The 26,583-nt window shown below is 62.6% G+C and carries 20 protein-coding genes; 5 read left to right on the top strand and 15 right to left on the bottom strand.

Features of this window, described 5'->3' with window-relative positions; translation table 11 throughout:
• Window positions 1–46: 46 nt before the first annotated feature.
• The 8 genes from CAF73_RS26395 to CAF73_RS26360 form a co-directional block, all read right to left on the bottom strand.
• On the bottom strand, window positions 47–580 hold the full coding sequence (locus CAF73_RS26395; RefSeq protein ID WP_085698586.1) for a response regulator: 534 nt from the start codon (window positions 578–580) through the stop codon (window positions 47–49).
• A 236-nt stretch (window positions 581–816) separates the two neighbouring features.
• Complete coding sequence (locus CAF73_RS26390) at window positions 817–1,770, bottom strand: peptidylprolyl isomerase (RefSeq protein WP_085698585.1); 954 nt, start codon at window positions 1,768–1,770, stop codon at window positions 817–819.
• Between the two features lie 15 nt (window positions 1,771–1,785).
• Window positions 1,786–3,336, bottom strand: coding sequence for an ABC transporter substrate-binding protein (locus CAF73_RS26385; protein WP_085704841.1), 1,551 nt, complete (start codon window positions 3,334–3,336; stop codon window positions 1,786–1,788).
• A 9-nt stretch (window positions 3,337–3,345) separates the two neighbouring features.
• Window positions 3,346–3,972, bottom strand: coding sequence for an SCO family protein (locus CAF73_RS26380; protein WP_085704839.1), 627 nt, complete (start codon window positions 3,970–3,972; stop codon window positions 3,346–3,348).
• A complete protein-coding gene (locus tag CAF73_RS26375) occupies window positions 3,969–4,619 on the bottom strand; it encodes an SCO family protein (RefSeq protein WP_085704838.1) in 651 nt (216 codons plus the stop codon). Before CAF73_RS26375 ends, CAF73_RS26380 begins: the two co-directional genes overlap by 4 nt.
• A gap of 13 nt (window positions 4,620–4,632) precedes the next feature.
• Window positions 4,633–6,555, bottom strand: coding sequence for a cytochrome D1 domain-containing protein (locus CAF73_RS26370; RefSeq protein WP_085704836.1), 1,923 nt, complete (start codon window positions 6,553–6,555; stop codon window positions 4,633–4,635).
• 174 nt (window positions 6,556–6,729) lie between these two features.
• Window positions 6,730–12,573, bottom strand: a complete 5,844-nt coding sequence (gene mnxG / locus CAF73_RS26365) for a manganese-oxidizing multicopper oxidase MnxG (RefSeq protein WP_085704834.1) — start codon at window positions 12,571–12,573, stop codon at window positions 6,730–6,732.
• 202 nt (window positions 12,574–12,775) lie between these two features.
• Window positions 12,776–13,387 carry a lytic transglycosylase domain-containing protein gene (locus CAF73_RS26360; RefSeq protein ID WP_085704832.1) on the bottom strand — a complete coding sequence of 204 codons (612 nt, stop codon included), beginning with the start codon at window positions 13,385–13,387 and terminating at the stop codon, window positions 12,776–12,778.
• A 203-nt stretch (window positions 13,388–13,590) separates the two neighbouring features.
• Between CAF73_RS26360 and gspG the strand changes: the two genes are divergently transcribed.
• The 3 genes from gspG to CAF73_RS30605 all read left to right on the top strand — a co-directional run bounded on the left by gspG (window position 13,591) and on the right by CAF73_RS30605 (window position 15,939).
• Window positions 13,591–14,019 carry a type II secretion system major pseudopilin GspG gene (gspG, locus tag CAF73_RS26355; RefSeq protein ID WP_085698578.1) on the top strand — a complete coding sequence of 143 codons (429 nt, stop codon included), beginning with the start codon at window positions 13,591–13,593 and terminating at the stop codon, window positions 14,017–14,019.
• 14 nt (window positions 14,020–14,033) lie between these two features.
• Window positions 14,034–15,221 carry a type II secretion system F family protein gene (locus CAF73_RS26350; protein ID WP_085704830.1) on the top strand — a complete coding sequence of 396 codons (1,188 nt, stop codon included), beginning with the start codon at window positions 14,034–14,036 and terminating at the stop codon, window positions 15,219–15,221.
• Between the two features lie 79 nt (window positions 15,222–15,300).
• Window positions 15,301–15,939 carry a hypothetical protein gene (locus tag CAF73_RS30605; protein ID WP_085704828.1) on the top strand — a complete coding sequence of 213 codons (639 nt, stop codon included), beginning with the start codon at window positions 15,301–15,303 and terminating at the stop codon, window positions 15,937–15,939.
• 152 nt (window positions 15,940–16,091) lie between these two features.
• Here the strand turns inward: CAF73_RS30605 and CAF73_RS26340 are convergent, their stop codons facing one another.
• Window positions 16,092–16,991 carry a LysR family transcriptional regulator gene (locus CAF73_RS26340; RefSeq protein ID WP_085704826.1) on the bottom strand — a complete coding sequence of 300 codons (900 nt, stop codon included), beginning with the start codon at window positions 16,989–16,991 and terminating at the stop codon, window positions 16,092–16,094.
• 162 nt (window positions 16,992–17,153) lie between these two features.
• Here CAF73_RS26340 and CAF73_RS26335 point away from each other — a divergent pair, with 162 nt between their 5' ends.
• Both CAF73_RS26335 and CAF73_RS26330 read left to right on the top strand, forming a co-directional pair.
• Window positions 17,154–18,170: an alpha/beta hydrolase gene (locus CAF73_RS26335; RefSeq protein ID WP_085704824.1), complete on the top strand. Its 1,017-nt coding sequence runs from the start codon at window positions 17,154–17,156 to the stop codon at window positions 18,168–18,170.
• Between the two features lie 63 nt (window positions 18,171–18,233).
• Window positions 18,234–19,661 carry a mechanosensitive ion channel family protein gene (locus tag CAF73_RS26330; protein ID WP_085704822.1) on the top strand — a complete coding sequence of 476 codons (1,428 nt, stop codon included), beginning with the start codon at window positions 18,234–18,236 and terminating at the stop codon, window positions 19,659–19,661.
• A gap of 58 nt (window positions 19,662–19,719) precedes the next feature.
• Here the strand turns inward: CAF73_RS26330 and ycaC are convergent, their stop codons facing one another.
• From ycaC to CAF73_RS30290, 6 genes are all read right to left on the bottom strand, one after another.
• The gene (ycaC, locus tag CAF73_RS26325; RefSeq protein WP_011333417.1) at window positions 19,720–20,346 is read right to left on the bottom strand and encodes an isochorismate family cysteine hydrolase YcaC; all 627 of its coding nucleotides are present in this window, start codon (window positions 20,344–20,346) and stop codon (window positions 19,720–19,722) included.
• Between the two features lie 66 nt (window positions 20,347–20,412).
• Window positions 20,413–22,251: an amidohydrolase gene (locus CAF73_RS26320; RefSeq protein ID WP_085698572.1), complete on the bottom strand. Its 1,839-nt coding sequence runs from the start codon at window positions 22,249–22,251 to the stop codon at window positions 20,413–20,415.
• A gap of 45 nt (window positions 22,252–22,296) precedes the next feature.
• Window positions 22,297–22,923: an antibiotic biosynthesis monooxygenase gene (locus CAF73_RS26315; protein WP_085704820.1), complete on the bottom strand. Its 627-nt coding sequence runs from the start codon at window positions 22,921–22,923 to the stop codon at window positions 22,297–22,299.
• Complete coding sequence (locus tag CAF73_RS26310; protein WP_085698570.1) at window positions 22,916–23,332, bottom strand: DoxX family protein; 417 nt, start codon at window positions 23,330–23,332, stop codon at window positions 22,916–22,918. The genes CAF73_RS26315 and CAF73_RS26310 overlap by 8 nt, the downstream gene beginning before the upstream one ends.
• Window positions 23,333–23,592: 260 nt before the next feature.
• On the bottom strand, window positions 23,593–23,970 hold the full coding sequence (locus CAF73_RS30295; protein WP_085704818.1) for a DUF6124 family protein: 378 nt from the start codon (window positions 23,968–23,970) through the stop codon (window positions 23,593–23,595).
• A gap of 488 nt (window positions 23,971–24,458) precedes the next feature.
• A partial coding sequence (locus CAF73_RS30290; RefSeq protein WP_218191836.1) for an Ig-like domain-containing protein occupies window positions 24,459–26,583 on the bottom strand: 2,125 nt, incomplete at its 5' end.

Here is a 26,583-nt window from a genome sequence, read left to right as displayed (position 1 = left end):
GGCGCGGGAGGCGGGTTCGGCGAGTGCCGGAACGTCTATCGCGCCATTACTCCCCGGTGAGCATTTGATCGTCGTCCGGTGCCATGGCCTCCGACCGGTTTCGTCGGCGGTCCGCCAGCACCCAACTGCCATCGTACAACTGCAACGGGAAGCTCTCGGTCCTGCTCTGGCGTCGTTCGACGAAGCCTTCGGATGGGCTCGCACCGGGTTTCTCTTCGCGCTGGATCCCCAGAAGGTCACAGACAGCTCGGGCCAGTTCCGCCAGTGGAAACGGTTTGAACAGGATGTGACTGACCCCCAGTTGCCGCGCCCGCTCACAGACTTCAGCGGTCGGGTGACCCGTTATCAGCACGAAATGACACGTCCTGTTCTGGCGGACCGCGTCGAGCACCTCGAACCCTTCCATATCGGGCAAGCGGTAATCGAACACCAGCACGTCGGGGGCGAAAGTCTCGGCCAGGCCGATTCCCTCTGCGCCGTCATGTGCAATCCGGACTTCCAGCCCTTGCGCCGACAGATAATCCTGAAGGTTCTGTGCAAGCAGCTGTTCGTCTTCGACAACCAGTACTTTGTTAACCAAGGTGGACTCCCTGAAACCTCAAGTGCCGGCAATTGAAATTCAATGACCCGAACCTGCTGGAGTGCGCCTCACAAGAGGTAACGCACACTTCATGCCAGGCTGAGTGCCGGTAATTTTTTGTCTTCATGTCCTTGAATTGAATGGAAATGCCCGCTCGTCCCGGTACCCCGTTCCCCAGAAACGGGGAAGCACCTGAATGGGCATCGAAGCCATTCCCCACTTTTGGGGGGGAACCTTCAGTCGTCGTCAATTCGTTCGATCCTGTTCTCTGCCCGCAACTGCGCGAGCACCTGACGACGAGCCTGGGTCTGTTGCTGTCGGGCGAGGTACGCCCTGACTGTTTCCAGCCCTTGCTCCTCTGGGACATCGGCCGCCTCCTTGTGGTTCTCGACAAAGATCAAATGCCAGCCGAACGGTGTACGCACCGCCTCGCTGACTTCGCCAGGCTTGAGGGCAAACGCCGCCGTTTCGAAGGCCGGCACCATTTGCCCACGGGCGAAATACCCCAGGTCCCCGCCCTGGCGGGCGGTGACATCTTCCGATCCCGATTGGGCGACGCTAGCAAAGGTTTGCCCCTCAGCGATAGCCGCCCGCATTTGCATCAAGCGTAGCCGCGCCGCTTCAACCGTGGCGGCGTCGGCATCGCCGGCAACCTTGATCAGAATGTGCCGGGCCTGCACCTGCTCCGGCGCGCCCATTTCAGCGCGGTGTTCTTCAAAGAAAGCCCGCACCGTTTGCTCGTCCGGGGCCTGGACCCGGGTCAGCTCGGCGAACATCCGCTGCGCCGCCAGTTCGCGGTGGGTGTACTCGGTGAACGAGGTCTCGTCGAAACCGGCGTCTTGCAAACGCTGGAGGAATTTATCGGTGCCACCGATCGCGGTACGGGTCTGCTCGACCTGATCGCGCACCGTTTGCTCATCGATCCTGACCCCGCGCTTGCGCGATTCCTGCCAGAGCAGTTCCTTGTCGATCAACGCATCCAGCGCGGCCTGCCGCAGTTGTTTATAGGCCTTCGGGTTGCGGATGCTCGCCACCGCGCGGCCTTGATCTTCCAGGTACTCGGCGAAATAGCGTTCCAGGCGAAACCCGGAAATCGCCTCGCCGTTGACCCGGGCGGCCACCGGTTCATCGTTCGCCAGCGCCACCGACAACCAGCCTGTCAGCAGCAAACACAGGGTTTTGAGCTTCATGATCAGGGCCTCCGGTCAGGGCGTGGCAATAATCGGTTTGTAGGGAGCGACCAGGTAAAAACGCTGGTCGGGCAAGTCAACGGTGACCACGTGCGCCCCGCTCAGGCCCGATCGTCGGCCGGGGCCGAAGCTCAGGCGCGGGGTCAGGCCGGTGTCGAAGTCGTGCAGGCCTTCGAGCGCCGCCACCAGTTTTTCGCGGCTGGCGTCGCGGCCGGCTTGCTTCATGCCTTCGCTGAACAACAGCATCGAGGCGTAAGCGCCGACTTGCAGCACCGCGTGCTGGGCGCCGAGGCCCTGATGTTCGCGCAACAGCGTCAGCGCCATGCGCCCGGCCTGGGTCCAGTCGCTGGGCACGAACGGATACGCCAGAAACACTCGCCGGGAAAATCCCTCCGGCACTTGCAGCAGATCCTCCGCCACCTGGCTCGATGCGGCAAACAGATAAGGCACCTGCCCGGCATTCTGCAATCCGGTCGCCAGCCGACTGAAACCACCACCGCTGCCCAGGTAAAACACCGAGCGTGAGCCCAGCGGCAAGCTGTCCGCCGCCGGGTCGTAAGCCTGCAGATGGACTTTTTGCCAGCCGTGTTCCTGCAGATAGCGACCGAGGGTCTGTGCCGCCAGCACTTGCGCCGGATCATCGGGATAGGCAATCAGCGTCGGCCCTTGCAGCACTCGCAGGCTGGCGGTGGCGTAGTCGGCCAGCGCGATCAGCTGCTCGCGCAATCCCGGCAGCGGTTCGAAAATCTGCGGGCTGGCCTGCACCGGACCGAGCAGCGACATGGCCCCGATCAACGGCACGCCGGACTGTTCCAGGCGCGGCGCCAGTTCGCTGTCCAGTGCCGGGGCCAGCGGTGCGATCAGGGCGAAAACTTTCTCCTCCTCGATCAGCCGTTGCAGGGCCCGTTCAGCACTCGCGCGATCCGGGCCGGGATCGGCCACGGTCAGGCGCAACTGCCGGCCGTGAATGCCGCCGGCCTGATTGATCCGCGCCACGCTGCCGTTGAGCACCGCCGCGATGGTTGCGCCCTCCTCGGCCAGCGGCCCCTGGCTGGGCAGCAAGGTGCCCAGGTGCAAGGTCTGGTCATCAAGCCCCGGATCGCGGTCATCGGCCAGGCGTTTGAGGTAGGCGGTGAGGTTGCGCTGATCCTTCATCGACAGCAGAAAGCGCGGCATGCTCGGGTCGAGGCGATTGTTGCCGGGGTCGCGGCCCTGCTGGATCACCTGCGCCAGACTGCTCTCGGTGTAAGCCGGGTAATGGCGGCCATTGATTTGTTGCTGACCGTGGACGCTGGTCAGCCGCGACCAGTTGAGTTCCGGCGGACGCACCCCGCCTTCGGGCCGACCGAGACCGTCGGCGCCGTGGCAGTTGGCGCACGGCAGGCTGGTGGCCGGCAGCAACACATCCGCCGCGCCGACCCGCGCCATGATCGGTTCGCCGCTGGCGGACAAACCTTCGCGGTACAGGCGCTTGCCGGCGCTTTCTTCATCGGTCAGCGGCAACGCGGCCGCGCCGAAGCTGACGCCAGCGAGCAGGATCAGGGCGAGGACGCGGCCGAGGTTCATGGCGCGGACTCAGCGGCCGGCCACGGGCATTGTCAGCAGCTGCAAGCGCTGGGCAATGGCGGCGGCCGGGGCGTCGGGACGGATTTTGCTCCAGCGTTTGTTGGCGACATCGCCGACGATTAACTGGGTCGAGTGCTGCTCGGGCGTCGGCACGATCTGCCCGATGCGGCCCAGCACCAGGTCCATCTGCGCCTTGTCGCCGGTGAGGAAAAGCCAGTGAGGGTCATCGGCACCCTGCTTCAAGGTGTAAGCCTTGAGCACCACCGGCGTGTCGCGCAGCGGATCACTGGTAAGGGAAATGAAGGTGATGCCGTCGGCCTTGTCGCCCAGCAGCTCGCGGACTTCCTTGAGCTTGCGGGTGATCAGCGGGCAGGCGTCATTGCAACGGGTGAAGATCACGTTGAGCAGCACCACGCGGTTGTGCAGCGCGTCGCTGTAGAAACGCTGGACGTCACCGTTCTGATCCAGCAGCGGCGTGTCGGTGAACCAGGTTTTCGCGTCGTGGGTGCCTTTGGCCGGTGCCGGCGCAGCGCTGGCCGTTGTCGGTGCAGGTTGTTCGTGGCCTTCGTGGGCCAGGGCCATGGCGCTGAAAATCCAGAAACACAGCGTCAGGGTGATCCAGTCCAGGGTTCTCATGGTTGTTGCTCCATGGCAATCGCGGTGTGTTTGGCGTGGGTGCGCAGGCCGCTGAGTTTCTCGACTTCCCTGGCCAGCAATGCCGGGTCGGTGAAGCCGTAATAGCGCGTCCAGTGGCGGCTGTTGCCGTCACCGACGAGGATCAGCGGCTGGTGATTCTTGAAGTCGCCGCTGAAACTGCCGAGGCCCTTGAGGGTGGCGGTGATCGATTGCGGCGAACCGGTGAGCCAGCTCCAGCCCGGGCCTTTCTGGAAGGTGCGGGCGTAATCCTGCAAACGTTTCGGGTCATCGCGCTGCGGGTCGATGCTGATCGACACCAGTTGCACTTCGGTGCCGACCCGGGCACCGAGCTGTTTCTGCACCTTGCCCATGATCGACGAGACCACCGGGCACACCGTCGTGCAGCTGGTGTAGATGAAACTCATGACCACGATTTTGTTGTGTACCAGATCCTGCTCCAGGTGCACGGTCTTGCCGTTCTGGTCGAGCAGCGGCACGTCGGCGAATTTGACCTGGGCATGCTCCTGGCTGTTGGCGGCTGGGGCCGTGTGCCCGGCGTGCTCGTCCGCCGAGTGGGCGCTGGCCTGCTGGATACCGACGGTCAACAGGCACAGGGTCAGCAGGCCACGGGATGCAAATCGGTTCATGGTCGTTTCCTCGTCACTGGGTCTGGCCGGGCAGCACCCGGACACTGGCAAATGTCTTGTCGTCGAAACCGGCGCCCAGCGAGGCCGCGCGCACATGCAGGTACCAGGCGCCGCTGCGGTCGAGGGTCACCGGCGCTTCGTACACGCCGTCGGCGACTTCCTGTGCCGCCACTTCGCGAGGGCGCGAGGTCGGCGCGAGGAAGTAGCGCAACTGCACGTCGGTCACGCCGCTGCGCTGGATCTTCTGTTTGCCCTGGACGATGCGAAAACGCACCACATACGGGTCGTTGAGGGCCACGGCGGTCTTGTCCAGCAGGAACTCGACTTTGGGCAGGCCCAGATGTTTTTCAGGCGCGCCGTCGGACGCTATCTGCGCGGTGAAGCAATGAATGATGTTTGGCTGGTTGAGCAGGAACGCCACGTCGAAGCGCCCCGCCGCCGGCAGCTTGACCCGTGCGCTGTAGAGCCCCGGCGACACCTCGCGCAGGCTGCGGTCGATCACCAGCGCGGCACGGGCGATCTGACCCCGGTTGGGGTAACCGGACATCGGCGCGTTCATGCCTTCGGCGTAGAAATAGGTGGTGTTGTCCACCGGGTTGACCACGAACACCGCGTTGTCATCGCGCGATACCGCGAGGCTCGACGCCAGCGGCAGATCCCCGGCCAGCCGTGGCGGCTGCGGCCCGGCTTCAAAACCTTGAGTAATCGGCTGACGCCCGTCGCCCAGCGAAGACAGGTTGATCATGGTGACTTTCGGCGAGGCCAGTCCGCGCACGTAGGCATAGGCCTGGGTGAACACCACTTGATAGGGTTCGGCTGAAACCTCCAGGTCATGGATCGCCGAATCGTTGGCCGCGTCGATCACCGTGGCGCGGTTCTCCACCGTGTTCAGCACCACGCCAAAACGGCCGTCGGCGCTGAAACCCATCGGGCCGAGGCCCTGTTGCAGCTTGATTACCCGCCTTACTGCGCGGCTGTTGCTGTCGATCACGGTGACGGTGCCGTCCTTGCCATCGGCCACGTACACCGCGCCGGACAGCGGCGAGTACGCCACCGACAGCGGGCTGGAACCGGTCTTGACCTGTTGCACCAGGCTCAGGCTGGCGACGTCGATGACGCTGAGGGTGCCGTCGTCGCGGTTGCTGACGAAGGCGAAACGGCTGTCCTTGCTGAAGGTGATTTCGTGGTGGCCGCGACCGGTCATCAGGTGTTTCAGCGGTTTGAGGCTCTGGGTGTCGATCACCGTGACGCCTGACGCTTCAGCCTTGCTTGCGTTGTTGCCGACCCACAGCAGGCGCTCGTCCGGTTGCAGCGCGACTCGCACTGGCTGGCTGCCGGCGGCCACCGAGTCGATGACCTTGAACTGCTCGCTGTCGATCACCGCCACTTCTCCCGCCGCCGGCATCGACACGAAGACCTTTTTGTTGTCCTTGGGCGTGACCCAATCCATCGGCGATTGCTTGAGTTCGATCCGCGCCAGCGTGCTGGTGATGCCGCCGACCGAGACAGAGGGATCGACCACCGAAACGCTGGCATCGCGGTTCATCACCAACAGGAAATAGCTGTTGAGATCGAGCAATGGCCGCGCGCCGATGTTGGATTTGAGGAACGTGCCGACCCGCGACTTGCAGCTCTGATCGCGGCCCTGGGCCTGATCGGCGGCAACGGTTTGCGGATCGATCCACGCCCCCGGCGCCACACCGGACAACGGCTGGCCGGACACGCCGTCGGTGACGCGAAACTGCACGTCGGCGAACTCGCCCTCACGCAACTGGCCGTCGCTGGCCAGCGGCTTCAGATCGAAGGCGATCGACACGCCGTCGCGGGTCAGCACCTGCCCGGCGCCGGTTTGCGCCAGGGCTATCTCGCTCAGCGTCAGCAGCGCGCCGGCCATCGCCAGCAGGCAGATGCCGATAATGTTGATGATCCTGTTCATGTCGCTCTCCCCTGACACATTGTCCGAAACACCACCGCCCTGTGGGAGCGAGCTTGGTCCGGGCGGCGTTCCGACGAAGGCGTCAGACGCCTCACCCCTCGAAACCGAGTTGCTTTCATTCGCGAGCAAGCTCGCTCCCACAGTTTTTGCATCCACCGATCCATCGCATTCCAGCTACTGAGCAGGCGGCGCCGGCTCCGGCTCATTGGTCACCCGCAGCAATCCCCACAGCCCCGAGGTATTGCCGTAGGCGGCGTAATCGCGGAACAGGTAGTCCCCCGGTATCGCGTTGCTGCCCCCGGCGCTCGGGATCATGAAGCTGAAGTGCGCCGCCGGCAGAACGCTCTCGTGAGCGCCGATGTACATCGACATCGGGTTGTAGCCGAAGCGCACCGAGCCCACACCCGGCGTGCCCATCGGGTAGCCACCGGTGTCGCTCTTCTCAGCCTGGAACGGGTTGAGCGACCAGACATGTCCGTCGAGCTGGAACGTCGTGCCGCGACTGCCGCCGCTCGGCATCAGGATGTGCGTACGCAACGGCTGCCCCGGTTTGGCATACAGCACCGGCGTCTGCGGATCGCCCCCCACCAGCGCATTGCTGTAGGCCATGTGCGCGTTGGTCATGTCGCCGTAACCGGCGCCATCGGCATGGCCGAACGGCGCATCCGGAGCGAGGCCGAAGCGATACCACAGCGGCTCGGTCTTGTAGTTGATGGCCATGCTCGAGTTGTCCTGCGGATCGGTCGGCACACCGAAGCCCTCGGCAGCGATGCCTTCGACCGGCCGGCCATTGGCCCAGCGGGTGTTCAGCGCCTTGTGCCAGACCATCGCGAAGTCGCGGTAAGTCGTCTGCCCCGGTGCGGTGACCGTGGCGTTGACCTTGCGCGCATCGTCGACCCAGGTCGCGCCGATCGGCAGGATGCTCATCGCACCCCCCAGACCTTTTTGCGGTTGCTTGATCACATCCGCCGGGGTGATGTTCAAGCCACCGAATTCCACGGCCGTGGCGTTGATGTTGTCGACACTGCGCCCCAGTTGAGTCACCGGTTTGCCTTCACGCTCCAGGTGCCCGGCGTAGTACTGATAGGTACGGGTCGGGTAGGCGCCGCTGCTGCCAACCCGTGGCGGCACGGTCTGGATCGGGTTGGCGCCGACATTGGCACCGTCGGATTTGGTGATGTCGTAGGCCAGCAGTTGGGCGTGCAGCCCCACGTGGCTGGACGGCCGCATCAGGTTGTTGCTGAAAGTGGTCGAGCCCAGGCCGCTGTTGCGGTCGCGCTTGACGATGCCTTGCATCACCGCGGTCTGGGTCAGGTCCGGCATCACGCTCGGCAGACGGTTTTCCAGGGTGATGTTGATGCAGTCCCCCGCCGCTGCGCGCAGTACCAGCGGTTCGACCGGAATGCCGGGTTTGAGCTTGCCGCTGACCGGATCGAGGTCGGATTTGCGCACGTACAGGATCGCCGTCGGATCATGCAGCGGCCCGCTCTGGCCACCGATGGTGATGGTCTCGCCGTCCTCCGGATCAGTCACGGTCACTTGCGGGATGCTCACCGTGCGCGAGTTCAGCACCAGGGTACCGCCCGCCGGATTCAGTGGCCCGCCGACATGCTGACCGAGCCCGGCAGAATCGCCGATGCTCAGGCCCAGCGAATTGCCGAGGATGTCGTTGGCCAGCGCCGCCACCACTTCATAGTTGCGCTGCACCGTCGGCCGGGTGCCGATGCCGTTGGGGTTGGCGCTGATCCGTGGGCAGCTGCCTTCAAACGCCACGGTGTTGCGCATGCCGGCCGGGTTCGGGTTGTTGGGGATGGCGAACAGGTCATTGCGTTTGGCCGTGTAGTTGCGCATCACGCCCCAGATCCCGCTCCAGTAGCCTTCGATCGAAGCGTCCATCGAGTACAGATAGTCACCGGTGGTCGCGGCGGAACTGGACAGCATCGACACGGGTGCGATGAAGCCCATCTGTTCAGAGATGCCGATCATCTGCGAGGCGCGCCAGCCAGAGTTGGAGCTGTTGCCGAAACCGGAACCGCTCTGCAGCCATTTCACGCCGTGCAGGGTGACGTTGTGCTCTTCCTCGTGGCCGCCGGCATGGACCCGCAGACGCACGTTGTCGCCGGTGTAGGTACGCAGCATCGGGGTGAACGGATCGCCCGGCTCGCTGCCGCCCTTGTTGATGTGCGGCGGGAACAGCGTGGTGCCGCCGGTCGGGCCGGTGGCAGCCGTCACCAGATTCGGCGCCAGGTTCATCGCCGGGATCGCCCGGTCGGTTCGGCTTTGCATGGCGTACGCCAGATCGCCGCCGAGGCCGTCGGCCTGCATGCCGCGCTTGCCGTCCGGGCCGACCTTGTTCGGGTCGTAGACCCGCAGGGCCAGCGGCTCGTTGCGATAGTTGACGACGAACATGCCCGGATCATCCACGGAGATCGCTTGCGGGCAAGGCCGGCTCGGGCAGCCCGGCACCTGACCGCCCTGCATTTCCAGCACGCCCTCGAGCAAGGAGCTGGCGTTGCTGCGCACCGGCGGGTTGATCGCGTAGCGGAAGCTGTCGGCGGTGGCCGGGAACGCTTGCGGATTCGGCACGCCGTTGGGGCCGGCACCCACGTACACACCGGCTTCATAGGCGTGCTGGAAGTCGCTGTATTCGAGGAAGAACTCACGGAAGCTGTCGTTCTTGCCGTCGCCGTCGAGGTCGCCGGTGTTGATCACCGCCTGCCACGAGGTCGGCCCGCCGTCCTGGCGCGCGCCGCTGTACAGAGGCTCGCCGGTTTCGGCGTGGAACCAGGTGGAACCGGCCGGCTCCGCCAGCACCGTGGCATACAGCCCGATCTGCTGGTGAGTCGATGGGCCGAGGTGGTCGTGGGTGAAAATCGTGCCCAGCCCCCGGTCCACGCCCTTGGCGTTGACCACCGGATCAACGAACCAGCGTTGCATGGCCGTGCGTGCGCCCATCCAGTCGCTGCGCCCGAACTGGCCGAAGAATGGATGCGCCTTGGCTTTCGGGCACGCCTGGGTGCCGTCGCGCGGGTCGCCGCCCTCGCACCGGTTGAACTCGCGGATCGCGTGAATGCGTTCCTGAACAGCGCCTGGGGAGAGCACGCCGTCCTCGTAGTTCCAGCCGTTGGAGGAACCGTCGGCGGACGTCAGGTCCCACTTCGGCAGGTGGATGTGCTGGCCGATCACGTCGGTCGGGGTGCGCACCTGATAGTCGTCCATCTCGTAGGTGGCGGGCACCAGGTTGGTTTGCTGGTATTGCACACAGTCGAAGGTGTTCATGCGCATCACCAGCGGCTCTGGCGGACGCTGTTTGGTGATCACCGGCCAGGCGTCTTCCCACAGCGCCAGAATCCGGGCTTGCGGGAAGTGATAACCGACCTTGTTGTAGACCGCATCGAACTGGATGTTGGCGGCCTTGTAGATCCGTGGCCGGTCGGCGGTGAAGGTCGAGGCGCCGACGAAGGACATGCCGTCCAGCCGGTCGCCGCTGGCGAATTCACCGCTGCCGGCGCTGCTGGTCAGGCGTTTTTGCCGGTCGTCCATGCACGGTTCGTAGTACGGCGCGCCGGCCATCGGCAAGGCGCCGTTGGTGCGGAAGGCCTTGGCCACGATTTGATTGCCAGGCAGCAAGGCAAAGCTTGGGTGGTCTTTTTTCGCGTGGAACGCCATCGCGGCCTGTTCCACTTCCGTGCCCTCTTCGGGCAGGTAAATCGGTTTGGCGCGGGTGACTTCCTTGGAGAAGTCCAGCGAAGTGGTCACGGTGTGCGCCTCGCCTCCGGCCGCCACTCCGTCGAGCGCGTGCCGCTGCAAGCCGCCATCCCAGCCGCCGGACTGGTTCGGGTCGAGGTTGGCCCACAGCGCCTTGCCGCTGGCTTTCAACGATTGCGCGGTGGCGGCGTCGAGCATGTCCAGCGGTGGGGTTGGCGGACGCTGACCCACCGAACTTTCCATGCCGCCGATCCAGAATGGATAGCCGGGGTTTTTCAGGCTGCCGTCGGCGTTGCGGTTGGCTTCGCTGCGATCGACCAATGCCAGGGAACCGATGGCTTGCGATCCGCCGTTGCCGCCATGGTGTTCGCCATCGTCATCGCCCTCTTCTTCCTCATCGTCGTCATCGTGGCCGGCGACCAGGGTTTCACCGATTTTCGGCACGACCACCACTTTGCCCGGCATCGGGGCCATGGCTTTGCCGGGCAGCGGCACGACGGCCGGAATCGGCGTGCCGGCAATGATCTCGCCATCCGGCAAGGCGCGGGCACCGGCAGCCGGTTTACCGCTGCGCAGTGCGTAAGGTTCGCTGTGATAACCATCGGCGCCCTGTTGCGACACTTCCAGCCGGGTGCCTTCTTCGAACACATCGTGCACCCGCCACATCGACCACATGCCCTGAGCGAAATGCGGATAGAAGTGACAGTGATAGATCGCATCGCCGGCCACCCGGTTGCGGTTGCCGGAGCCGCCGTTGGCGATTTCGTAGGTATAGCCGGCGCCCGGACCAATGCCTTGGGCATCGACATAATCGGAGTTGTCATCATTGGGGTTGAACAGCCACTGGTGACCGTGCAGGTGAAAGATGTGCTGCTCGTGGCCGTTGTGGGTGTTGCGGAATTTGACAAAATCACCGATGTAGCTGTGGTTGACGTTCGACGGCTCCGACGGATAAAGGGCCATGGTGGCCTTGACGCCGACCTGGTCGGCGCTGGGTGTCTGGCCGGGGGCGATGTTCTCGAGCCCGGTGTTGGCCGGCACATCCACCAGCATCGCCACATCACCGACGGTGTGCGAGCTGAGGAAGAATTCTTCGTAGGCGCAGGACAGGCAATCGTGCATCGGCCCCACGCCGAGACGGTTGGCGACCACTTCAGCGCCCATGCCGCCGGAACCGTAGTTGATCATGAACGAGTCGCGGGTCGGCTCCAGCACATGGGCCATGACCGGGTCGGCCCAGTAGGCGGGGAATGCCTGGGTGGCGGCAGTTTCATCCTGGAACTGCGAGGCGAAATCGCGAAATGGTTCGAGGCGGTTGGGGATCGCCGGGTTGCGTTTGCCCATCGATTCCAACGGATAGGTGCTGGGCGCAAAACTGCCATCGGCATTGCTGCCCATGACAATCGCATCGCTTTCGCTGGAGATGATTTCGTTGCCGTCGACCATGCTGATGATCGGCGTACCAGCCTTGCCTTCGCGCAGCCATGGTTCGCGCTGCGGGTAGCGAGCCTGGTAATCGACGATGGGTTGACCGGCCGGTGTGCGACCGGTGGTGGCCAGACGCATTTCTTCTTCAGTGAGAGTGTTGCGATAGGTGCGGCCCGACTTCGGCACCACCACGACCTGGCCGAACAGACCATTGGCGGTATTCCCGGCCGCGCCCTCGCCACCGAATGTCGCGCCGCGACTGCTGACGGCAAACGCTCCTTCGCGCTCGGCGTACAGCACATACGAACGGCTCGCGCCCGGCGGCACCAGGGTATTGGCGTTACGCCCGGTATAGGAGGAAATGTCGTCGATGCTGTTCACCGCTTGCAGGCCGTTGACCTGGAAACCGACATGGCGGTCGGCGACCTGCTCGTCGACTTTGAAAGCATCGGCGCCGTTGGCGTTCTCGGTGCCCTCCTCGCCTTCTTCGCCTTCAGGGCCTTCGAAATGCTTGTTCGGGTTGGCCTGATAATCGAGCAGGTTCTGCAGGTTGATCGTCAGGCAATCACCGGCGGCCACCCGCAGCACCAGCGGCCGCGGACGTTTGTCCGCACGCAGCGACACTTTGCCCGGCACCGCGCTGCCACCATAGGCCAGCGAGACATCATGGTCATCAACCACATCGCGGCGCAGCGCGTACATCATCCCGTTGGCATTCTGCGCACCGAGGCGGTTGAACATCAGCGGTTGATCGAAGGCGACGACGTTGGCCACCAGATTGCGCTCACAGCGCACGGTGGCGCTGGCCAGTTCGACACTGAGCATCGAGACCAGCAACAGCAGCCAGTTCAACAGGGACGGTGCGTGGTGAATGCCAACCATGATCGGAAACCTCGTAGTGGGTGCTCACAGGGAACGATTCTCGATAAACCCCTTGGAGCAATCCGCATGCCACAAAAAATTGCTTTCCATCTCAATCAGTTACATAAGCCATTTGAGAATCCGGGGGATATTCCCCACCCGTTTCCCCACTTTTCCGGCCCCTCGGATTTGCCCCGAAAGTGGGGGAAATCCGTGTCCGGACCTACAACGGCGCGTCCACTGCCAGCCCTTGCAGACGCCGGTACTGGCGCAAGACGCTGGGTACATAACGTTGGGTTTCGGCGAACGGCGGGATCACCCGGCCGCGGCTGAGCACCGCGTCAGGTCCGGCGTTGTAAGCCGCCACGGCCAGGGCGATGTCGTTGTCGAACAGGGTCATCAGGCGCTTGAGGTATTTGGCCCCGCCCTGGATGTTGGCCTTGGGGTCGTAGACGTCTTTCACCCCCAGCTCGCGGGCGGTGTCGGGCATCAATTGCATCAGTCCGCCGGCCCCCTTGGGCGAGGTGGCGCCGGGGTTGTAATTGGATTCGGACTTGATCACCGCGTGCAGCAAGGCTTCAGGCAGCTGATTGGCGCTGGCCGCCGCTGACACCAGCTCGGCATAGGGCTGGTTGGCGATCAATTGTGGTTGCCGGTCAAGGCTGATCAGCGGCGCATCGGCTTCGCGGATCACCCGCTCGTAAGTGCGTCCGGGACGGTGGACGTTGGACAGCACGTAGCTGCCCTTGGCGTCCACGGATACGAAGACATCGGCTTGCGCGACACCGACTGACAGCACGCAGCCGAGCAGTCCTGCAGTGAATGAACGGATCATTGGGCCTCCCCTGACAGGCCCCGAAAAATTGGGGGAAATGCCCCACTGACCCGTCGTCATCCAGCCCTACGCAAGCACTGTGCCGAATCTTGAAAAGCCCGTAATACAAGGGCTACAGCCCGACAGCCGAATTTATCGGGGGCTGAGCATGGCAATTGCATAAGCCCTAGTGGCGACACGGCTGCCACTCACGGGAGGTCATCATGAAGCTGCATTTTCGTCCGCATGCCCAACGCGGTTTCACCCTGCTCGAATTGCTCGTGGTGCTGGTGGTGCTTGGCCTGCTGGCCGGGATCGTCGCGCCCAAATATTTCGCCCAGCTGGGGCGTTCCGAAGTGAAGGTCGCCAAGGCGCAGATCGAAGGCCTGAGCAAGGCGCTGGATCTGTATCGGCTGGAAGTCGGCCACTACCCCTCCACCGAACAAGGCTTGCAGGCGCTGGTGACCGCACCGAGCGACGAAGCCAAATGGACCGGCCCGTACTTGCAGAAAAAACTGCCGCAGGATCCGTGGGGGCGTAACTACACCTACCGCTATCCCGGCGAAAACGCCGAGTACGACCTGCTCTCGATGGGCAAGGACGGCCAGCCCGGCGGCGAAGGCGAAAACGCCGAAGTCACCAACTGGCAATGAGCGGAGCACAGCGCATGCGTTTTCATTTGAAGGCAGTGGGCAAGGCCGGGGTGGTGTCGCTGAGCGTCGAGGCGCCCGGCCAGAGCGAAGCGCGGCGCATCGCCGAGGATCAAGGCTTGCGCGTGGTCAGCCTGCACGCCGAGCGCCACTGGTGTTCGTTGCGCCTGAGCAAGCGCGAGACCTTCAACCTGGTGCTGTTCAGCCAGGAACTGACCACCCTGCTCAACGCCGGTCTGCCGCTGATTGATGCACTGGAAAGCCTGGCCGAAAAAGAAACCGCCCCCGCCGCCCGAAAAACCTTGAGCGAGCTGGTGCGGCTGCTGTACGAAGGCAAATCCTTCTCCCAGGCACTGGGCCAGTTGTCGGCGGTTTTCCCGCCGTTGTACGTGGCGTTGGTACAGTCCAGCGAGAAGACCGGTGCGGTCGGCGATGCGCTGGGCCGCTACGTGAGCTATCGCCAGCGCATGGACGAGGTGCGGCAGAAGATCGTCAGCGCCTCGATCTACCCGCTGTTGTTGCTGGTGGTCGGCGGTGGCGTGGTGCTGTTTTTGATGGGCTACGTGGTGCCGCGCTTCAGCCTGGTGTTCGAAGGGCTGGGCTCGAACCTGCCGTGGCTGTCGCAGATCCTGATGAGCAGCGGCATGTTTCTGCACGCCCATCAGGGTGAGTTTTTCGGCCTGTTGGCGACAATCGTCATCGCCCTCGCCGTGCTGCAGAAACAACCGGCGTTTCGCCGTGGGCTGGATCGGCTGGTGGAGAAACTGCCCGCCGTGCACCAGCGGATTTTCATGTATGAGCTGGCGCGGTTTTACCGGTCGCTGGGGATTCTGCTGCAAGGCGGGATTCCGCTGGTGACGGCCATGGGCATGGTGCGCGGCCTGCTCACCGTAGCTTCGCGGGCGCGGCTGGATCAGGCCTGCGAGCGGGTGCGCGAGGGACAATCGCTGTCCACCGCGCTTGAGCTCAACCGACTGGTGACACCCGTGTCCCTGCGCCTGCTGCGCGCCGGCGAACAGTCCGGCAACCTCGGGCAAATGATGGAACGCAGCGCCGATTTCTACGATGAGGAAATCAGCCGCTGGATCGAGTGGTTCGTGCGTCTGTTCGAACCGCTGCTCATGACCTTCATCGGCCTGTTGATCGGGGTGATCGTGATCCTGATGTACATCCCGATCTTCGAACTGGCTTCGAGTATCCACTGACCTCGGGAACGGGTCGGATCACACGCAAAAACAAGGCACATCCACGTTCCCAATCAAGACAACAAAGACGGAGAACGATATGCACATTAAAAAGCTAGTGCTCGCAATGGCCATCGGCGCAGTCCTGTCGGCGTCTACCGTACTGATTCCGGACAACCTGTCCGGGATGTCGAGTGTTCAGGCCAAGGAAGGGGGTAGCGGTGGCGGCGGCGGTGGAGGTAGTGGCGGTGGCGGCGGCGGTGGACACGGCGGTGGTGGAGGCGGTGGTGGAGGCGGTAACGGCGGTGGTGGCAGCGGAGGCGGTGGTGGCGGTAATGGAGGTGGCGGCGGTGGCAATGGTGGTGGTCACGGCGGCAGCGGCAGTGGCAATGGTGGTGGTCACGGCGGCAGCGGCAGTGGTGGCAACAGTGGCAGTGGCGGCGGAGGCAACAGTGGCCACAGCGGCAGTGACCACGGTTCGGGCCATTCCGGCAGCACGGCGTCATCGGGTCGCAGCGGAACGCATTCGGAACCCGGCGATGACCACGGTGTGCATCGCGCGGGCGAAGTCGGCGACGACCATGGCGTACACCGCGCCGGCGAAGTCGGCGATGACCATGGCGTACACCGTGCCGGTGAAATCGGCGATGACCGGGGCCAGCATGCGGCGGGCGAACCCGGTGATGATCGCGGCGTACATGTCGGCGGTGAACCTGGCGATGACAAGCGGGCCAACTGACTCACGTTGAAACACACCACCTGTGGGAGCGAGCTTGCTCGCGAAGGCGTCGGCACACACAACCTCTTCGCAGGCAGACAGAGAGCTTTCGTCGGAACGCCGCCCGGAGCAAGCTCGCTCCCACAGTTATCGGCTACTGAATCTTTGAGCGGCTACAAAATCGCTTGTGCCTTATCCAGCCGCTCACGCAAAAACTCGATCAACGCCTGCACCGGCCGTGACGCCTGACGATGTTGCGGATACACCGCCGACAACGTCAGCGGTTCGGGCCGAAACTCGTCCAGCACCGGCACCAGCCGCCCATCCTTCAGCGCCGCGCCGACAATGAACGTCGGCAGATAGGTAATCCCCATCCCCGCCACCGCCGCATCCCGCAGCAATTCACCGTTGTTGACGCGCATCCGCCCGGTGACATTCACCAGCAGCGGCTTGCCCTGCCCCGCGTTGAACCGCCACTGCACCGAACGCCCGTGGCCGTAAGGCAGGCAGTCGTGGCCGAGCAGATCTTCCGGTTTGACCGGTGTACCGCGCTCGGCCAAATACTCCGGACTGGCGCAGTAAACCCGCTCGATTGATGCGATGCGGCGGGCGATCAGGGTCGAGTCTTCCAGCACACCGATACGCAGCGCCAGATCGTAACCCTCGCCCAGCAGATCCACCGGCCGATCACTCAGGTCCACTTCCACCGTGACCTCGCGATAACGCTGCAGAAACGGCGGCAGCAGGCAGCCCAAATGCGCCAGTGCAAACGACAGCGGTGCGCTCACGCGAATCGCCCCGCGCGGCTCGGCGGTCTGCCCGGCGATGCTCTGCTCCACCGATTCCACTTCGCCGAGCAAACGCAGCGCCGACTCGTAATAACTCTGGCCCAGCGGCGTCACGTCCAGGCGCCGGGTCGAGCGGTTGAGCAATCGCACGCCGAGGCGTTCTTCCAGCTGCATCAACCGACGGCTGACGAACTGCTTGGACAGGCCCAATTGATCGGCCGCCGCCGTGAAGCTGCCGGAGTCCATCACCTGGCAAAAAATACGCATGTCTTCGAACGGGTTCATTGTCACTCTCTGGTTGACAGTTAAACGCTTTATAGCCGCTTTTTCACTTTCCGGCACCTCATTAATCTGTGCTCACGGTGTTGCTGAGGCCTGAAGCCCAGCGCCACAGCAGCCCGATCCCAAGGCATACAAAAACTCAAACGACTTAAAAAGGAATTACACATGAACATCAAGAAAACCCTCGCCGCTTCCCTCCTCGCCCTGTCCATCGGCAACGCATTCGCCGCCCAGAACACTGGCGTCGAACAAAACACCCAGGCGTTCCTCGATGCCCTCGCCGCCGGTGGTGGCAAACCGCTTGAGCAACTGAGCCCGAAAGACGCCCGTGCGGTGCTGACCGGTGCCCAGGCTTCGGTGAAGGTTGACCTGTCCGGCGTTGAAGTCAGCGACAAGGCGATCAAGGTCGATGGCCAGACGATCAACCTGAAAGTGGTGCGTCCGGCCAAGGTCAAGGGCGAGCTGCCGGTGTTCATGTTCTTCCACGGTGGCGGCTGGGTGCTGGGTGACTTCCCGACGCACCAACGCTTGATCCGTGATCTGGTGGTGGGCTCTGGCGCGGTTGCGGTGTATGTCGATTACACGCCGTCGCCGGAAGCGCAGTACCCGACTGCGATCAATCAGGCTTACGCGGCAACCAAATGGGTGGCCGAGCACGGCAAGGACATCGGGGTCGACGGCAAGCGTCTGGCGGTGGCCGGTAACAGCGTCGGCGGCAACATGGCGGCGGTCGTGGCGTTGATGGCCAAGGAGCAGAAAACCCCGGCCCTGCGCTTCCAGCTGCTGATGTGGCCGGTGACCAACGCCGGGTTCGATAACGGCTCGTACCAGCAATTCGCCGAGGGCCACTTCCTGACCAAAGGCATGATGCAGTGGTTCTGGGACAACTACACCACCAACCCGGCCGAGCGCGCGCAGATCCATGCCTCGCCACTCAACGCCAGCGCCGAACAGCTCAAGGGCCTGCCCGCCGCGCTGGTGCAGACCGCCGAGTTCGACGTGTTGCGTGACGAAGGCGAAGGCTACGCCCGCCACCTCGACGCGGCGGGTGTGCCGGTGACCTCGGTACGCTACAACGGGATGATTCACGACTTCGGTCTGCTCAACCCGCTGAACGGCATCCCCGAGGTGAAAGCCGCCGTGCGCCAGGCAGCGGCAGAACTCAAGACCCACCTGAACTGAGTGCAACCCCTCGCCACACCTTCGGGTGTGGCGTTTTCTTTTGTGCCCGCCGGAGTTCACCTCATGAGCCTTTTTTCTGCCCATCTGCTGTCCTGGAGTGCCCTGCTGCTGGTGCTCGACGCGCTGATCTGGCACCTCGCGCCGTTCAAGCATCGCGCGCAACGGGTCGCTGTGCGACTGGTGCTGTTTCTGGCCTTCAACGCACTGGTCATCAACGCCGGCGTCAGCCCGTTGCAGGTGCCCATGTTCGCCGATGACCCGGTGGCGCAACTCGGGGCGACGGCCCTGGGGATTCTCTGGTGGCTTTACGCCGCGCGGGTGCTCACCGAAGTCATCGGCCTGATCCTGATGCGCCGCATCGGCCACAGCGGCCGTCTGTTGCAGGACGTGATCGGTGCGCTGGTGTTTCTGGCGGCCATCGTCGCGGCAGCCGGTTATGTGCTGGATCTGCCGGTCAAAGGTCTGCTCGCGACCTCCGGCGTGGTGGCGATCGTCATCGGTCTGGCGCTGCAAAGCACCTTGGCCGACGTGTTTTCCGGCATCGTGCTCAACACCACCAAGCCGTATCAGGTGGATGATCTGGTGGTCATCGACGGCGTCGAAGGCAAAGTGCTCGACATCAACTGGCGCGCCACGCACCTGCTGACCAGCACCGGCACCCTGGCCGTGGTGCCGAACTCGGTGGCGGCCAAGGCCAAGATCGTCAACCTCAGCCGCCCGAACAACCTGCACGGCGTGTCGATCAGCATCAAGGTGCCGAACCACATACGCCCGCGCCGGGTACTCGACGCCCTCGACCGCACGCTGCAGGGCAGCAGCAGTCTGTTGCTGTCGCCTGCACCGAAAGCGGTGCTGAAAGAGGCCGGCGAAGAAATGTCCGAGTACGTGGCCAGCGGATTCATCGCCGAACTGGGCAAGAAAAGCGACGTGCGCAATCAACTGTTCGACCTCGCCCACCGCCACCTCGAAGCGGCCGGTATTTCGCGCCACCCCGACGGCGTGATCGAACCTTCGACCCGCGCCCGTGCCTTGCTCGATGAAGTGAAAATCTTCCGCTCGCTGAGCCATGAGGAACGCGATCGTCTTGCCGAATCGATGGTCGCGCAGCAGTACAGCGCCGGGCAGGTGGTGCTCAATCTGGAGGAAGTCCCGGACAGTCTGTTCGTGATCGCTACCGGCGTGGTCAGCGCCAGCGTGCCCGACGGCAACGGATTCACCGAGGCCGGGCGTATGGGGCCAAGTGAGGTCATGGGTGAACAGAGCATCCTCGCGGATACGCCCTCGCAGGCGACGTTTACGGCGCTGACGTCTTCGATCATTTATCGCCTCGACAAAAACCTGACTCGCCAGTGCATGGAGCAGCGCAGTGAAGTGGGTCGGGCATTGAATAAACTGCAGGCGGTACGGCAACAGAATAGCCGGTTGGCGTTGATGGCCAAGCCTGCGCCAGTGAGGAAAGGTGGATTCCTGGGCTGGTTGCAAAAACGCTGAGCCCTTTTCAGAAGACAAAAAGAGGCCCGCCACTTTGGCGGGCCTCTTCGTTACAAGCTTACTTGGCAGTGAACTTGGTATAGCTGTTGATCAGGTTGCGATAGTTAGGCAGGCGCTGGGACAGCAGATTCGCCAGACCTTCCATGTCGTTGCGCCAGTCACCCTGCAGCTCACACGCCACAGCAAACCAGTTCAGCAGGTGTGCACCCGCCGCCGACATGCGCGCCCAGGCCGCTTGCTGCACAGTGGTGTTGAAAGTGCCGGAAGCGTCAGTCACCACAAACACTTCAAAACCTTCAGCGATGGCCGACAGAGTCGGGAACGCCACGCACACGTCAGTCACCACACCGGCGATGATCAGTTGCTTGCGGCCGGTGGCCTTGATGGCCTTGACGAAGTCTTCGTTGTCCCAGGCGTTGATCTGGCCAGGGCGGGCGATGAACGGCGCATCCGGGAATTGCTCTTTCAGTTCAGGCACGATCGGGCCGTTCGGGCCGCTGTCGAAACTGGTGGTGAGGATGGTCGGCAGGTTGAAGAACTTGGCGATGTCACCCAGCGCCAGCACGTTGTTCTTGAACTCGTTCGGCGAAAAATCCTGCACCAGCGAGATCAGACCGGTCTGGTGGTCGACCAGCAGGACCACGGCGTCGTCTTTGTTCAGGCGTTTGTAAGGAACGTTGCTCATGTGAAACTCCTCGGGGATGGGTGATGCGGCAAGCGCCGGCCACGAAGACCGGCGCCGTTTACGGAATCAGAAAGCGAAGCAGGAGCAACCGAACGCGCCCCAGAAACCGGCAAAATCGCTGACCGGTGCATTCGACATCCGCGCTTTTTCATGGCTGTGGGTATGCACCGCGCACGGGCCGCTGCATTGGTGGACCTGGGCCTGCAATGGCGAATTCGGGCGCCAGTGGCCCGGGACTTTCACCACTGGCGACCAGTCCGGCAGCACCGGCAAGGCACGCGGGCCGAGGTCTTCGAAGTCGCCGGCGGAATAAACGATCTTGCCGCCGACCACGGTCAGCACCGACTCGATCCACTTGATCGCTTCTTCCTCGACACTGAAGAAGTCCGCGCTCAACGCTGCCAGATCCGCCAGTTGCCCGACCTTGATCTGGCCCTTCTTGCCCTGCTCGGACGAGAACCAGGCGCTGCCATGGGTGAACAGTTCCAGCGCGGTGCTGCGTGGCAGACCTTCTTCGTACAGCGCCAGACCGCCGACGGTGCGACCGCTGACCATCCAGTACAGCGAAGTCCACGGGTTGTAGCTCGACACCCGCGTGGCATCGGTGCCCGCGCCGACCGGCACGCCTTCGGCAAGCATGCGCTTGATCGGCGGCGTGGCTTCGGCGGCTTGCTTGCCATAACGGTCAACGAAATATTCGCCCTGGAACGCCATGCGATCCTGAATCGCGATGCCGCCGCCCAACGCTTTCACCCGCTCGATGTTCTGCGGGGTGATGGTTTCGGCGTGGTCGAAGAACCATGGCAAGCCGTTGAACGGAATGTCGCGGTTGACCTTCTCGAACACATCCAGCATGCGGCTGATCGATTCGTTGTAGGTCGCGTGCAGACGGAACGGCCAGCGTTGTTCGACCAGGTGGCGCACCACCGGCTCCAGCTCCTGTTCCATGGTCTGCGGCAGGTCCGGGCGCGGTTCGAGGAAGTCTTCGAAGTCCGCCGCCGAGAACACCAGCATTTCGCCGGCGCCGTTGTGACGCAGGAAGTCGTCGCCCTGATGCAACTTGACGCTGCCGGTCCAGTTCTGGAAATCGGTCAGTTCTTCCTTGGGCTTCTGGGTGAACAGGTTGTAGGCGATGCGCACGGTCAACTGGTCGTCTTTGGCCAGTTGCTCGATCACCTGATAATCGTCCGGGTAGTTCTGGAAACCGCCGCCGGCATCGATGGCGCTGGTCAGGCCGAGGCGATTGAGTTCGCGCATGAACTGACGGGTCGAGTTGACCTGATATTCCAGCGGCAGCTTCGGCCCCTTGGCCAGCGTCGAGTACAGAATCATCGCGTTCGGCCGCGCCACCAGCATGCCGGTCGGGTTGCCATTGGCATCGCGCACGATCTCGCCGCCCGGCGGGTTCGGCGTGTCGCGGGTGTAGCCGGCGACGCGCAACGCGGCGCGGTTGAGCAGCGCGCGGTCATACAGGTGCAAGATGAAAACCGGGGTGTCCGGGGCCGCCTGGTTGATCTCTTCAAGGGTCGGCATGCGTTTTTCAGCGAACTGGAATTCGTTCCAGCCACCGACCACGCGTACCCATTGCGGAGTCGGCGTACGGTCGGCCTGATCCTTGAGCATGCGCAGCGCATCGGCCAGCGACGGCACGCCTTCCCAGCGCAGTTCGAGGTTGTAGTTCAAGCCACCACGGATCAGGTGCAAGTGCGAGTCGTTGAGGCCGGGGATCACGCAGCGGCCCTTGAGGTCGACCACTTGAGTGCCAGCACCTTTGAGCGCCATCGCCTCGGCATCGTTACCGACGGCGACGAAGCGCCCGTCCTTGATCGCCACGGCGCTGGCGAGGGGTTTTTCGCGGTCTACCGTATGAAATTGGCCATTGAACAGAATCAGATCGGCGTTCATCGCAGTTCCTTCGAGATAAGTGAAACGGAGCCCGGACCCACCACTTCAGCGCGGCGGATTGGCATTGGATTCGAGGTGTTTGTGTGACTGACCGGCTTCCAGCCACGGCGCGAACAGACGGGTCACCGGCGGCATGAACACGTAGACCACCGACAACACGATGGTCAGGGTGATCAGGAATGTGGCGACCACGTAGTTGGAGAGGAAGGCATTGAGCTGCAGCAGCGGCCCCCAGATCAGCGGCACCAGCAAGGTGTGCGGCAGGATGACCAGCAGCGTGACCACGGCCTGCTTCCAGCGCGGTGGCGGCGAACCGGCCTCGTCGGTCGGCGTGAACCAGAATTCGCTGGCGGTATTGACTTCGGTCTGGTCGCCGTCGGCGAGCATCGGTGCCGCTTCGTCGATCAGCTTCTGACGCTGCGGAGAATCGAGCCAGCGCTGCATCGCGTCGGTCGAGCAATAACGCAGCACGCAGGTGAACAGCGCGAGCCCGCCCTGCTGGCTGCGCATCACATCCACGCCCAGATGCCCTTCTTCGCGCCCCGCCACACTGACGATATTGCGCAGCCAGGCTTCGTACGGCTGCTCAAAACCGGCCTTGACCCGGTGCTTGACGATCAGCGTCACGGTTTCTTCGGGCCCCGGTTTTTTCGGGGTCTGGGCATCAGGCATAACGGAGTACTCCGGGCAAACGAACATTGAGCGCCAGCCGTCCGGGCCCGGCGATCAGAACAGTGGTGAACAGGATCAACAGCAACCAGCCAAACTGCCCTTCGGCCACACTCCATTGCGGATGTACAAGCAGCAGCGCCACCAGCAACACAAACAGAATAGGCAAGCACGCCAGACGCGCCAGCACCCCGGCGACGATCAGTAGCGGACAGAGGACTTCGGCGAAGATCGCCAGAATCAAAGTGAGGTGGGCACCGAGGTGGAACGGATCTTCGATCAGTTGCAGCTGCGCAGTGAAGTCCAGCAGCTTGGGCAAGCCGTGGACGAACAGCAGAAACAACCCGCCAGTGACCCGCAGGAACAGCAGGCCGAGGTTTTGCGCCTGGTCATTGCGTTGTACAGCGTTCATGGGCCCATCCTTGATCAATCATTGCAGGCATGGTGCAACGATTGATCGGGGGGAAATTGGATGGGTGTGCTCTCTTTGGCGTGTTCAGGGCCGGAACCGTGATCGTTCCCACGCTCTGCGTGGGAATGCAGCCCGGGACGCTCCGCGTCCCAAAGAGCGGACGCAGAGCGTCCAATGAGGTATTCCCACGCGGACGGTTCGACGCCTCGACGTGGGAACGATCAGTGGAAACGATCAGTGGAAACGATCAGTGGAAACGATCAGGCTATAGCGGGCGCCTCAGCCTTCACCTCCATATTATCCAGCACCCGATTCACCGCCAGTTCCCCCAGCATGATCAGTTGCGCAATCCCCAACAGCACATGCCGCTGCGGGCCGTCCACCAGTCCGGCGAAGTCATTGGCCATGACCTTGGCCGAGGTCAGGGTTTCGCAGGCGTCGGCCAGCAGTTCTTCGCTGTCGATGCCGGGGGCGATGAGGTAGCGAGTGTTGGGTTTGAGCAGCGGTTTGCGGGGGAGCAGCGGATTGAGATAGTGATCGAGGGCGCGTTCGGCGGCTTCGTGGAGTTTCTTGGAATCGAGGGTTTCGTAGGGGGAAGTCGAATCGGCTTTCGGTGGGTTTGGCGTGGGTTTGATCATGGCGAATCTCCGTGATTGGACTGAGCCGCCACGACTCATCGCTAAACAAGTAAAGGTGGCGGCTGTACGCAGGTTAGCGATCCGGGTCACAGAAACCCCGGGTAGACCCGAAGGTCTCCCACGCACAGCCACCATTACGCCAAGCGCAGAGAAAAGACTGCAATTGGTATTGGGCGTTGTTGCGTCTGTAGGGAGCCGGATCGCTAAACCCGATCGCTGCTTTTCAGCGACCGCCAAACAATAGAACCCGCCCCCTAGGCGCACAAGCCGGCGGATTCTGGCGGATGCGTAGGCAAAGGCGCAAGGTTATGTAGCTTTGCGGACATAAGTTTCAACACTCTTCAACGAGGGTTTCCGAAGGCTCGGAAACGACAAAACCCGCGCTCCCCGTTGAAAGGAAGTGCGGGTTTTCATAGTGGGGACTGATAAATAAATGCGCCCCCTTTTATTCTCTTTTATTCTTAGTTTTGATTTCTCCACTTTTAGTTCTATTGATTCAATATAGCAATGCTCTCAAATATATTGTCATTCCCTGGAGATCCAGGTCCCGGACTCCGTCCCTTAGATTGATGCATGACGTAATAGCGGCTGCTGCTTTGTAATTCAGTTGATGCATTCAGAAGGTCTGAAAACGAGTTGAGAACAATAAATTTGATTTCAAGTATTATCGAGTCACCGAGCATTTGTGCGTATGATGCATACGGGGTTGCGTTTTTTTCTCTTGCCCATTGCAGGTATTGAGAGTGAGAAATAGTTGAGCTACTTTGAATGTGTACGTATCTTTTTACATTGCTGCAAGTAACCTTATAACTTTTTACTTGGCCTGTTTTATCCTCCACTGTGATGTCGGCCGTTCCGTTCCCCTCACTGCACACAACTCCATCATCATCAACCGAGGCAATCAAGCTGTTAGAGGTTTTATATATGTATGGACCGATTCCGCCTGTTGCTTGGCGCGTCGCACTAGTTCCGGGAGGATTGCCGACTTTCTCCCACTTGAGCGAAGTACCCGCGATTGAGACATTGGCTCCATTCAAATTCATCTGAGATGGATCAATCCATAGAGGACTTAATACGGTGAAGCTCCGCGCTGCCGACGTCTGGCCGGAACCATACAACGCCCTGGCGGTGAAGCTGTGAGGCGCGACGGTCAGGTCGGTCACTGTCAGCGTCCAGATCCCGGTCCCCGGATCGGCGGGAGGCTGCCCTTTGGATGTCGTGCCATCGAATACCTCGACCTTATGATTTTTGGCGGCGGCGCCGGTCAGGATCACGCTGGTTTCGACGGTGGTGCCGCCGTTGGAGATGTCCTGATTGCTTGGCAAGCCCTTGACCGAGGTGATGGTCGGCGCCGTGGCGGGGGTTACGGTCAACGTCCACGCTGCCGACGTCTGGCCGGAACCATACAACGCCTTGGCGGTGAAGCTGTGAGGCGCTACGGTCAGGTCGGTCACTGTCAGCGTCCAGATCCCGGTCCCCGGATCGGCGGGAGGCTGCCCTTTGGATGTCGTGCCATCGAATACCTCGACTTTCTGACCCTTGGCGGCGATGCCGGACAGGATCACGCTGGTTTCGACAGTAGTATCTCCGTTGGAAATTTCTTTATTGCTTGGCAAGCCCTTGACCGAGGTGATGGTCGGCGCCGTGGCGGGGGTTACGGTCAACGTCCACGCTGCCGACGTCTGGCCGGAACCATACAAAGCCTTGGCGGTGAAGCTGTGGGGCGCTACGGTCAGGTCGGTCACTGTCAGCGTCCAGATCCCGGTCGTCGGATCGGCGGGAGGCTGCCCTTTAGATGTCGTGCCATCGAATACCTCGACCTTCTGGTTCTCGGCGGCCGTGCCGATGAGCGTCACGCTGGTTTCTACAATGGTGCCGCCGTCGGGGATTTCGAAGCCTTCGGAATCCTCCGCTCGGGTGATGACCGGTTTCACATCCTCCACGGCCTTGATGGTGTAAGTCCGCACCGGAAAGGTCACCGCATCGCTTTCCTGCAGACTGCCACTCAACCCGGCCTTGAATTCGATCGTGAATGACGAGCCATCCTTGAGCGCCTGTATCTCGGTCTTCAACACCGTTGAGTCGTAGTAGCCACGGTCGATCCAGCCCTGGTTTGTCCCAGCGTTTCCACCATTCCAGATGGTTTTCGCATAAGGCGTGTTGTCATTGTTCGTACCGGACAGGCGCATCCACACTCTCTGCCCCAACGCAATGAACGGCCAGACCATGGCGCGCAAGATTGCATTGCCGGTCAGGGCCGCGACGTCCAGCTCCGGCCCGTCACCGTGGTTGGCCGCCTGAACGATCTTCGGCACGTTGGAAAAATCCAGCACCAGCGACTGTACCGCCAAAGTACGGGTAGTCGAAGGCAGTGGTGTCGCATTCCCGCGTTTCACCGTGTAGCTGACCGTCACCGGTTTGTTCAGGTTGAAAGCCACCACGCTGTTGGCCAGCGGTATCTCCTGCGGCCCGAGCACGGTGACGGTTTCTTCCGGCGCCGTGTGTGAGCCTCCCGCTGGTGTGCCCGCCGCACCGGTCCAGGTGGCAATGATTTTGTCACCGAGCTGCATGCCGGCGTAATCCACAATGGCGGTCAGGGCATCCTTGGCGTCA

Origin of the sequence: Pseudomonas sp. B15(2017), from assembly GCF_002113215.1 — a bacterium.
Taxonomy (GTDB): Bacteria; Pseudomonadota; Gammaproteobacteria; order Pseudomonadales; family Pseudomonadaceae; genus Aquipseudomonas.
This window is presented reverse-complemented; position numbering and strand designations above follow the sequence as displayed.

Excerpts from the sequence above, each read along its gene's own strand:
- CAF73_RS26375 (WP_085704838.1), bottom strand. The coding sequence starts at position 4,619 with ATGAACCGATTTGCATCCCGTGGCCTGCTGACCCTGTGCCTGTTGACC.
- CAF73_RS30295 (WP_085704818.1), bottom strand. The coding sequence starts at position 23,970 with ATGATCAAACCCACGCCAAACCCACCGAAAGCCGATTCGACTTCCCCC.
- CAF73_RS26335 (WP_085704824.1), top strand. The coding sequence starts at position 17,154 with ATGAACATCAAGAAAACCCTCGCCGCTTCCCTCCTCGCCCTGTCCATC.
- CAF73_RS26370 (WP_085704836.1), bottom strand. The coding sequence starts at position 6,555 with ATGAACAGGATCATCAACATTATCGGCATCTGCCTGCTGGCGATGGCC.
- CAF73_RS26310 (WP_085698570.1), bottom strand. The coding sequence starts at position 23,332 with ATGAACGCTGTACAACGCAATGACCAGGCGCAAAACCTCGGCCTGCTG.
- CAF73_RS26385 (WP_085704841.1), bottom strand. The coding sequence starts at position 3,336 with ATGAACCTCGGCCGCGTCCTCGCCCTGATCCTGCTCGCTGGCGTCAGC.
- CAF73_RS26340 (WP_085704826.1), bottom strand. The coding sequence starts at position 16,991 with ATGAACCCGTTCGAAGACATGCGTATTTTTTGCCAGGTGATGGACTCC.
- CAF73_RS26315 (WP_085704820.1), bottom strand. The coding sequence starts at position 22,923 with ATGCCTGATGCCCAGACCCCGAAAAAACCGGGGCCCGAAGAAACCGTG.
- CAF73_RS26360 (WP_085704832.1), bottom strand. The coding sequence starts at position 13,387 with ATGATCCGTTCATTCACTGCAGGACTGCTCGGCTGCGTGCTGTCAGTC.
- CAF73_RS26380 (WP_085704839.1), bottom strand. The coding sequence starts at position 3,972 with ATGAGAACCCTGGACTGGATCACCCTGACGCTGTGTTTCTGGATTTTC.
- CAF73_RS26330 (WP_085704822.1), top strand. The coding sequence starts at position 18,234 with ATGAGCCTTTTTTCTGCCCATCTGCTGTCCTGGAGTGCCCTGCTGCTG.
- CAF73_RS26390 (WP_085698585.1), bottom strand. The coding sequence starts at position 1,770 with ATGAAGCTCAAAACCCTGTGTTTGCTGCTGACAGGCTGGTTGTCGGTG.
- CAF73_RS26350 (WP_085704830.1), top strand. The coding sequence starts at position 14,034 with ATGCGTTTTCATTTGAAGGCAGTGGGCAAGGCCGGGGTGGTGTCGCTG.
- CAF73_RS30605 (WP_085704828.1), top strand. The coding sequence starts at position 15,301 with ATGCACATTAAAAAGCTAGTGCTCGCAATGGCCATCGGCGCAGTCCTG.
- mnxG (WP_085704834.1), bottom strand. The coding sequence starts at position 12,573 with ATGGTTGGCATTCACCACGCACCGTCCCTGTTGAACTGGCTGCTGTTG.
- CAF73_RS26320 (WP_085698572.1), bottom strand. The coding sequence starts at position 22,251 with ATGAACGCCGATCTGATTCTGTTCAATGGCCAATTTCATACGGTAGAC.
- gspG (WP_085698578.1), top strand. The coding sequence starts at position 13,591 with ATGAAGCTGCATTTTCGTCCGCATGCCCAACGCGGTTTCACCCTGCTC.
- ycaC (WP_011333417.1), bottom strand. The coding sequence starts at position 20,346 with ATGAGCAACGTTCCTTACAAACGCCTGAACAAAGACGACGCCGTGGTC.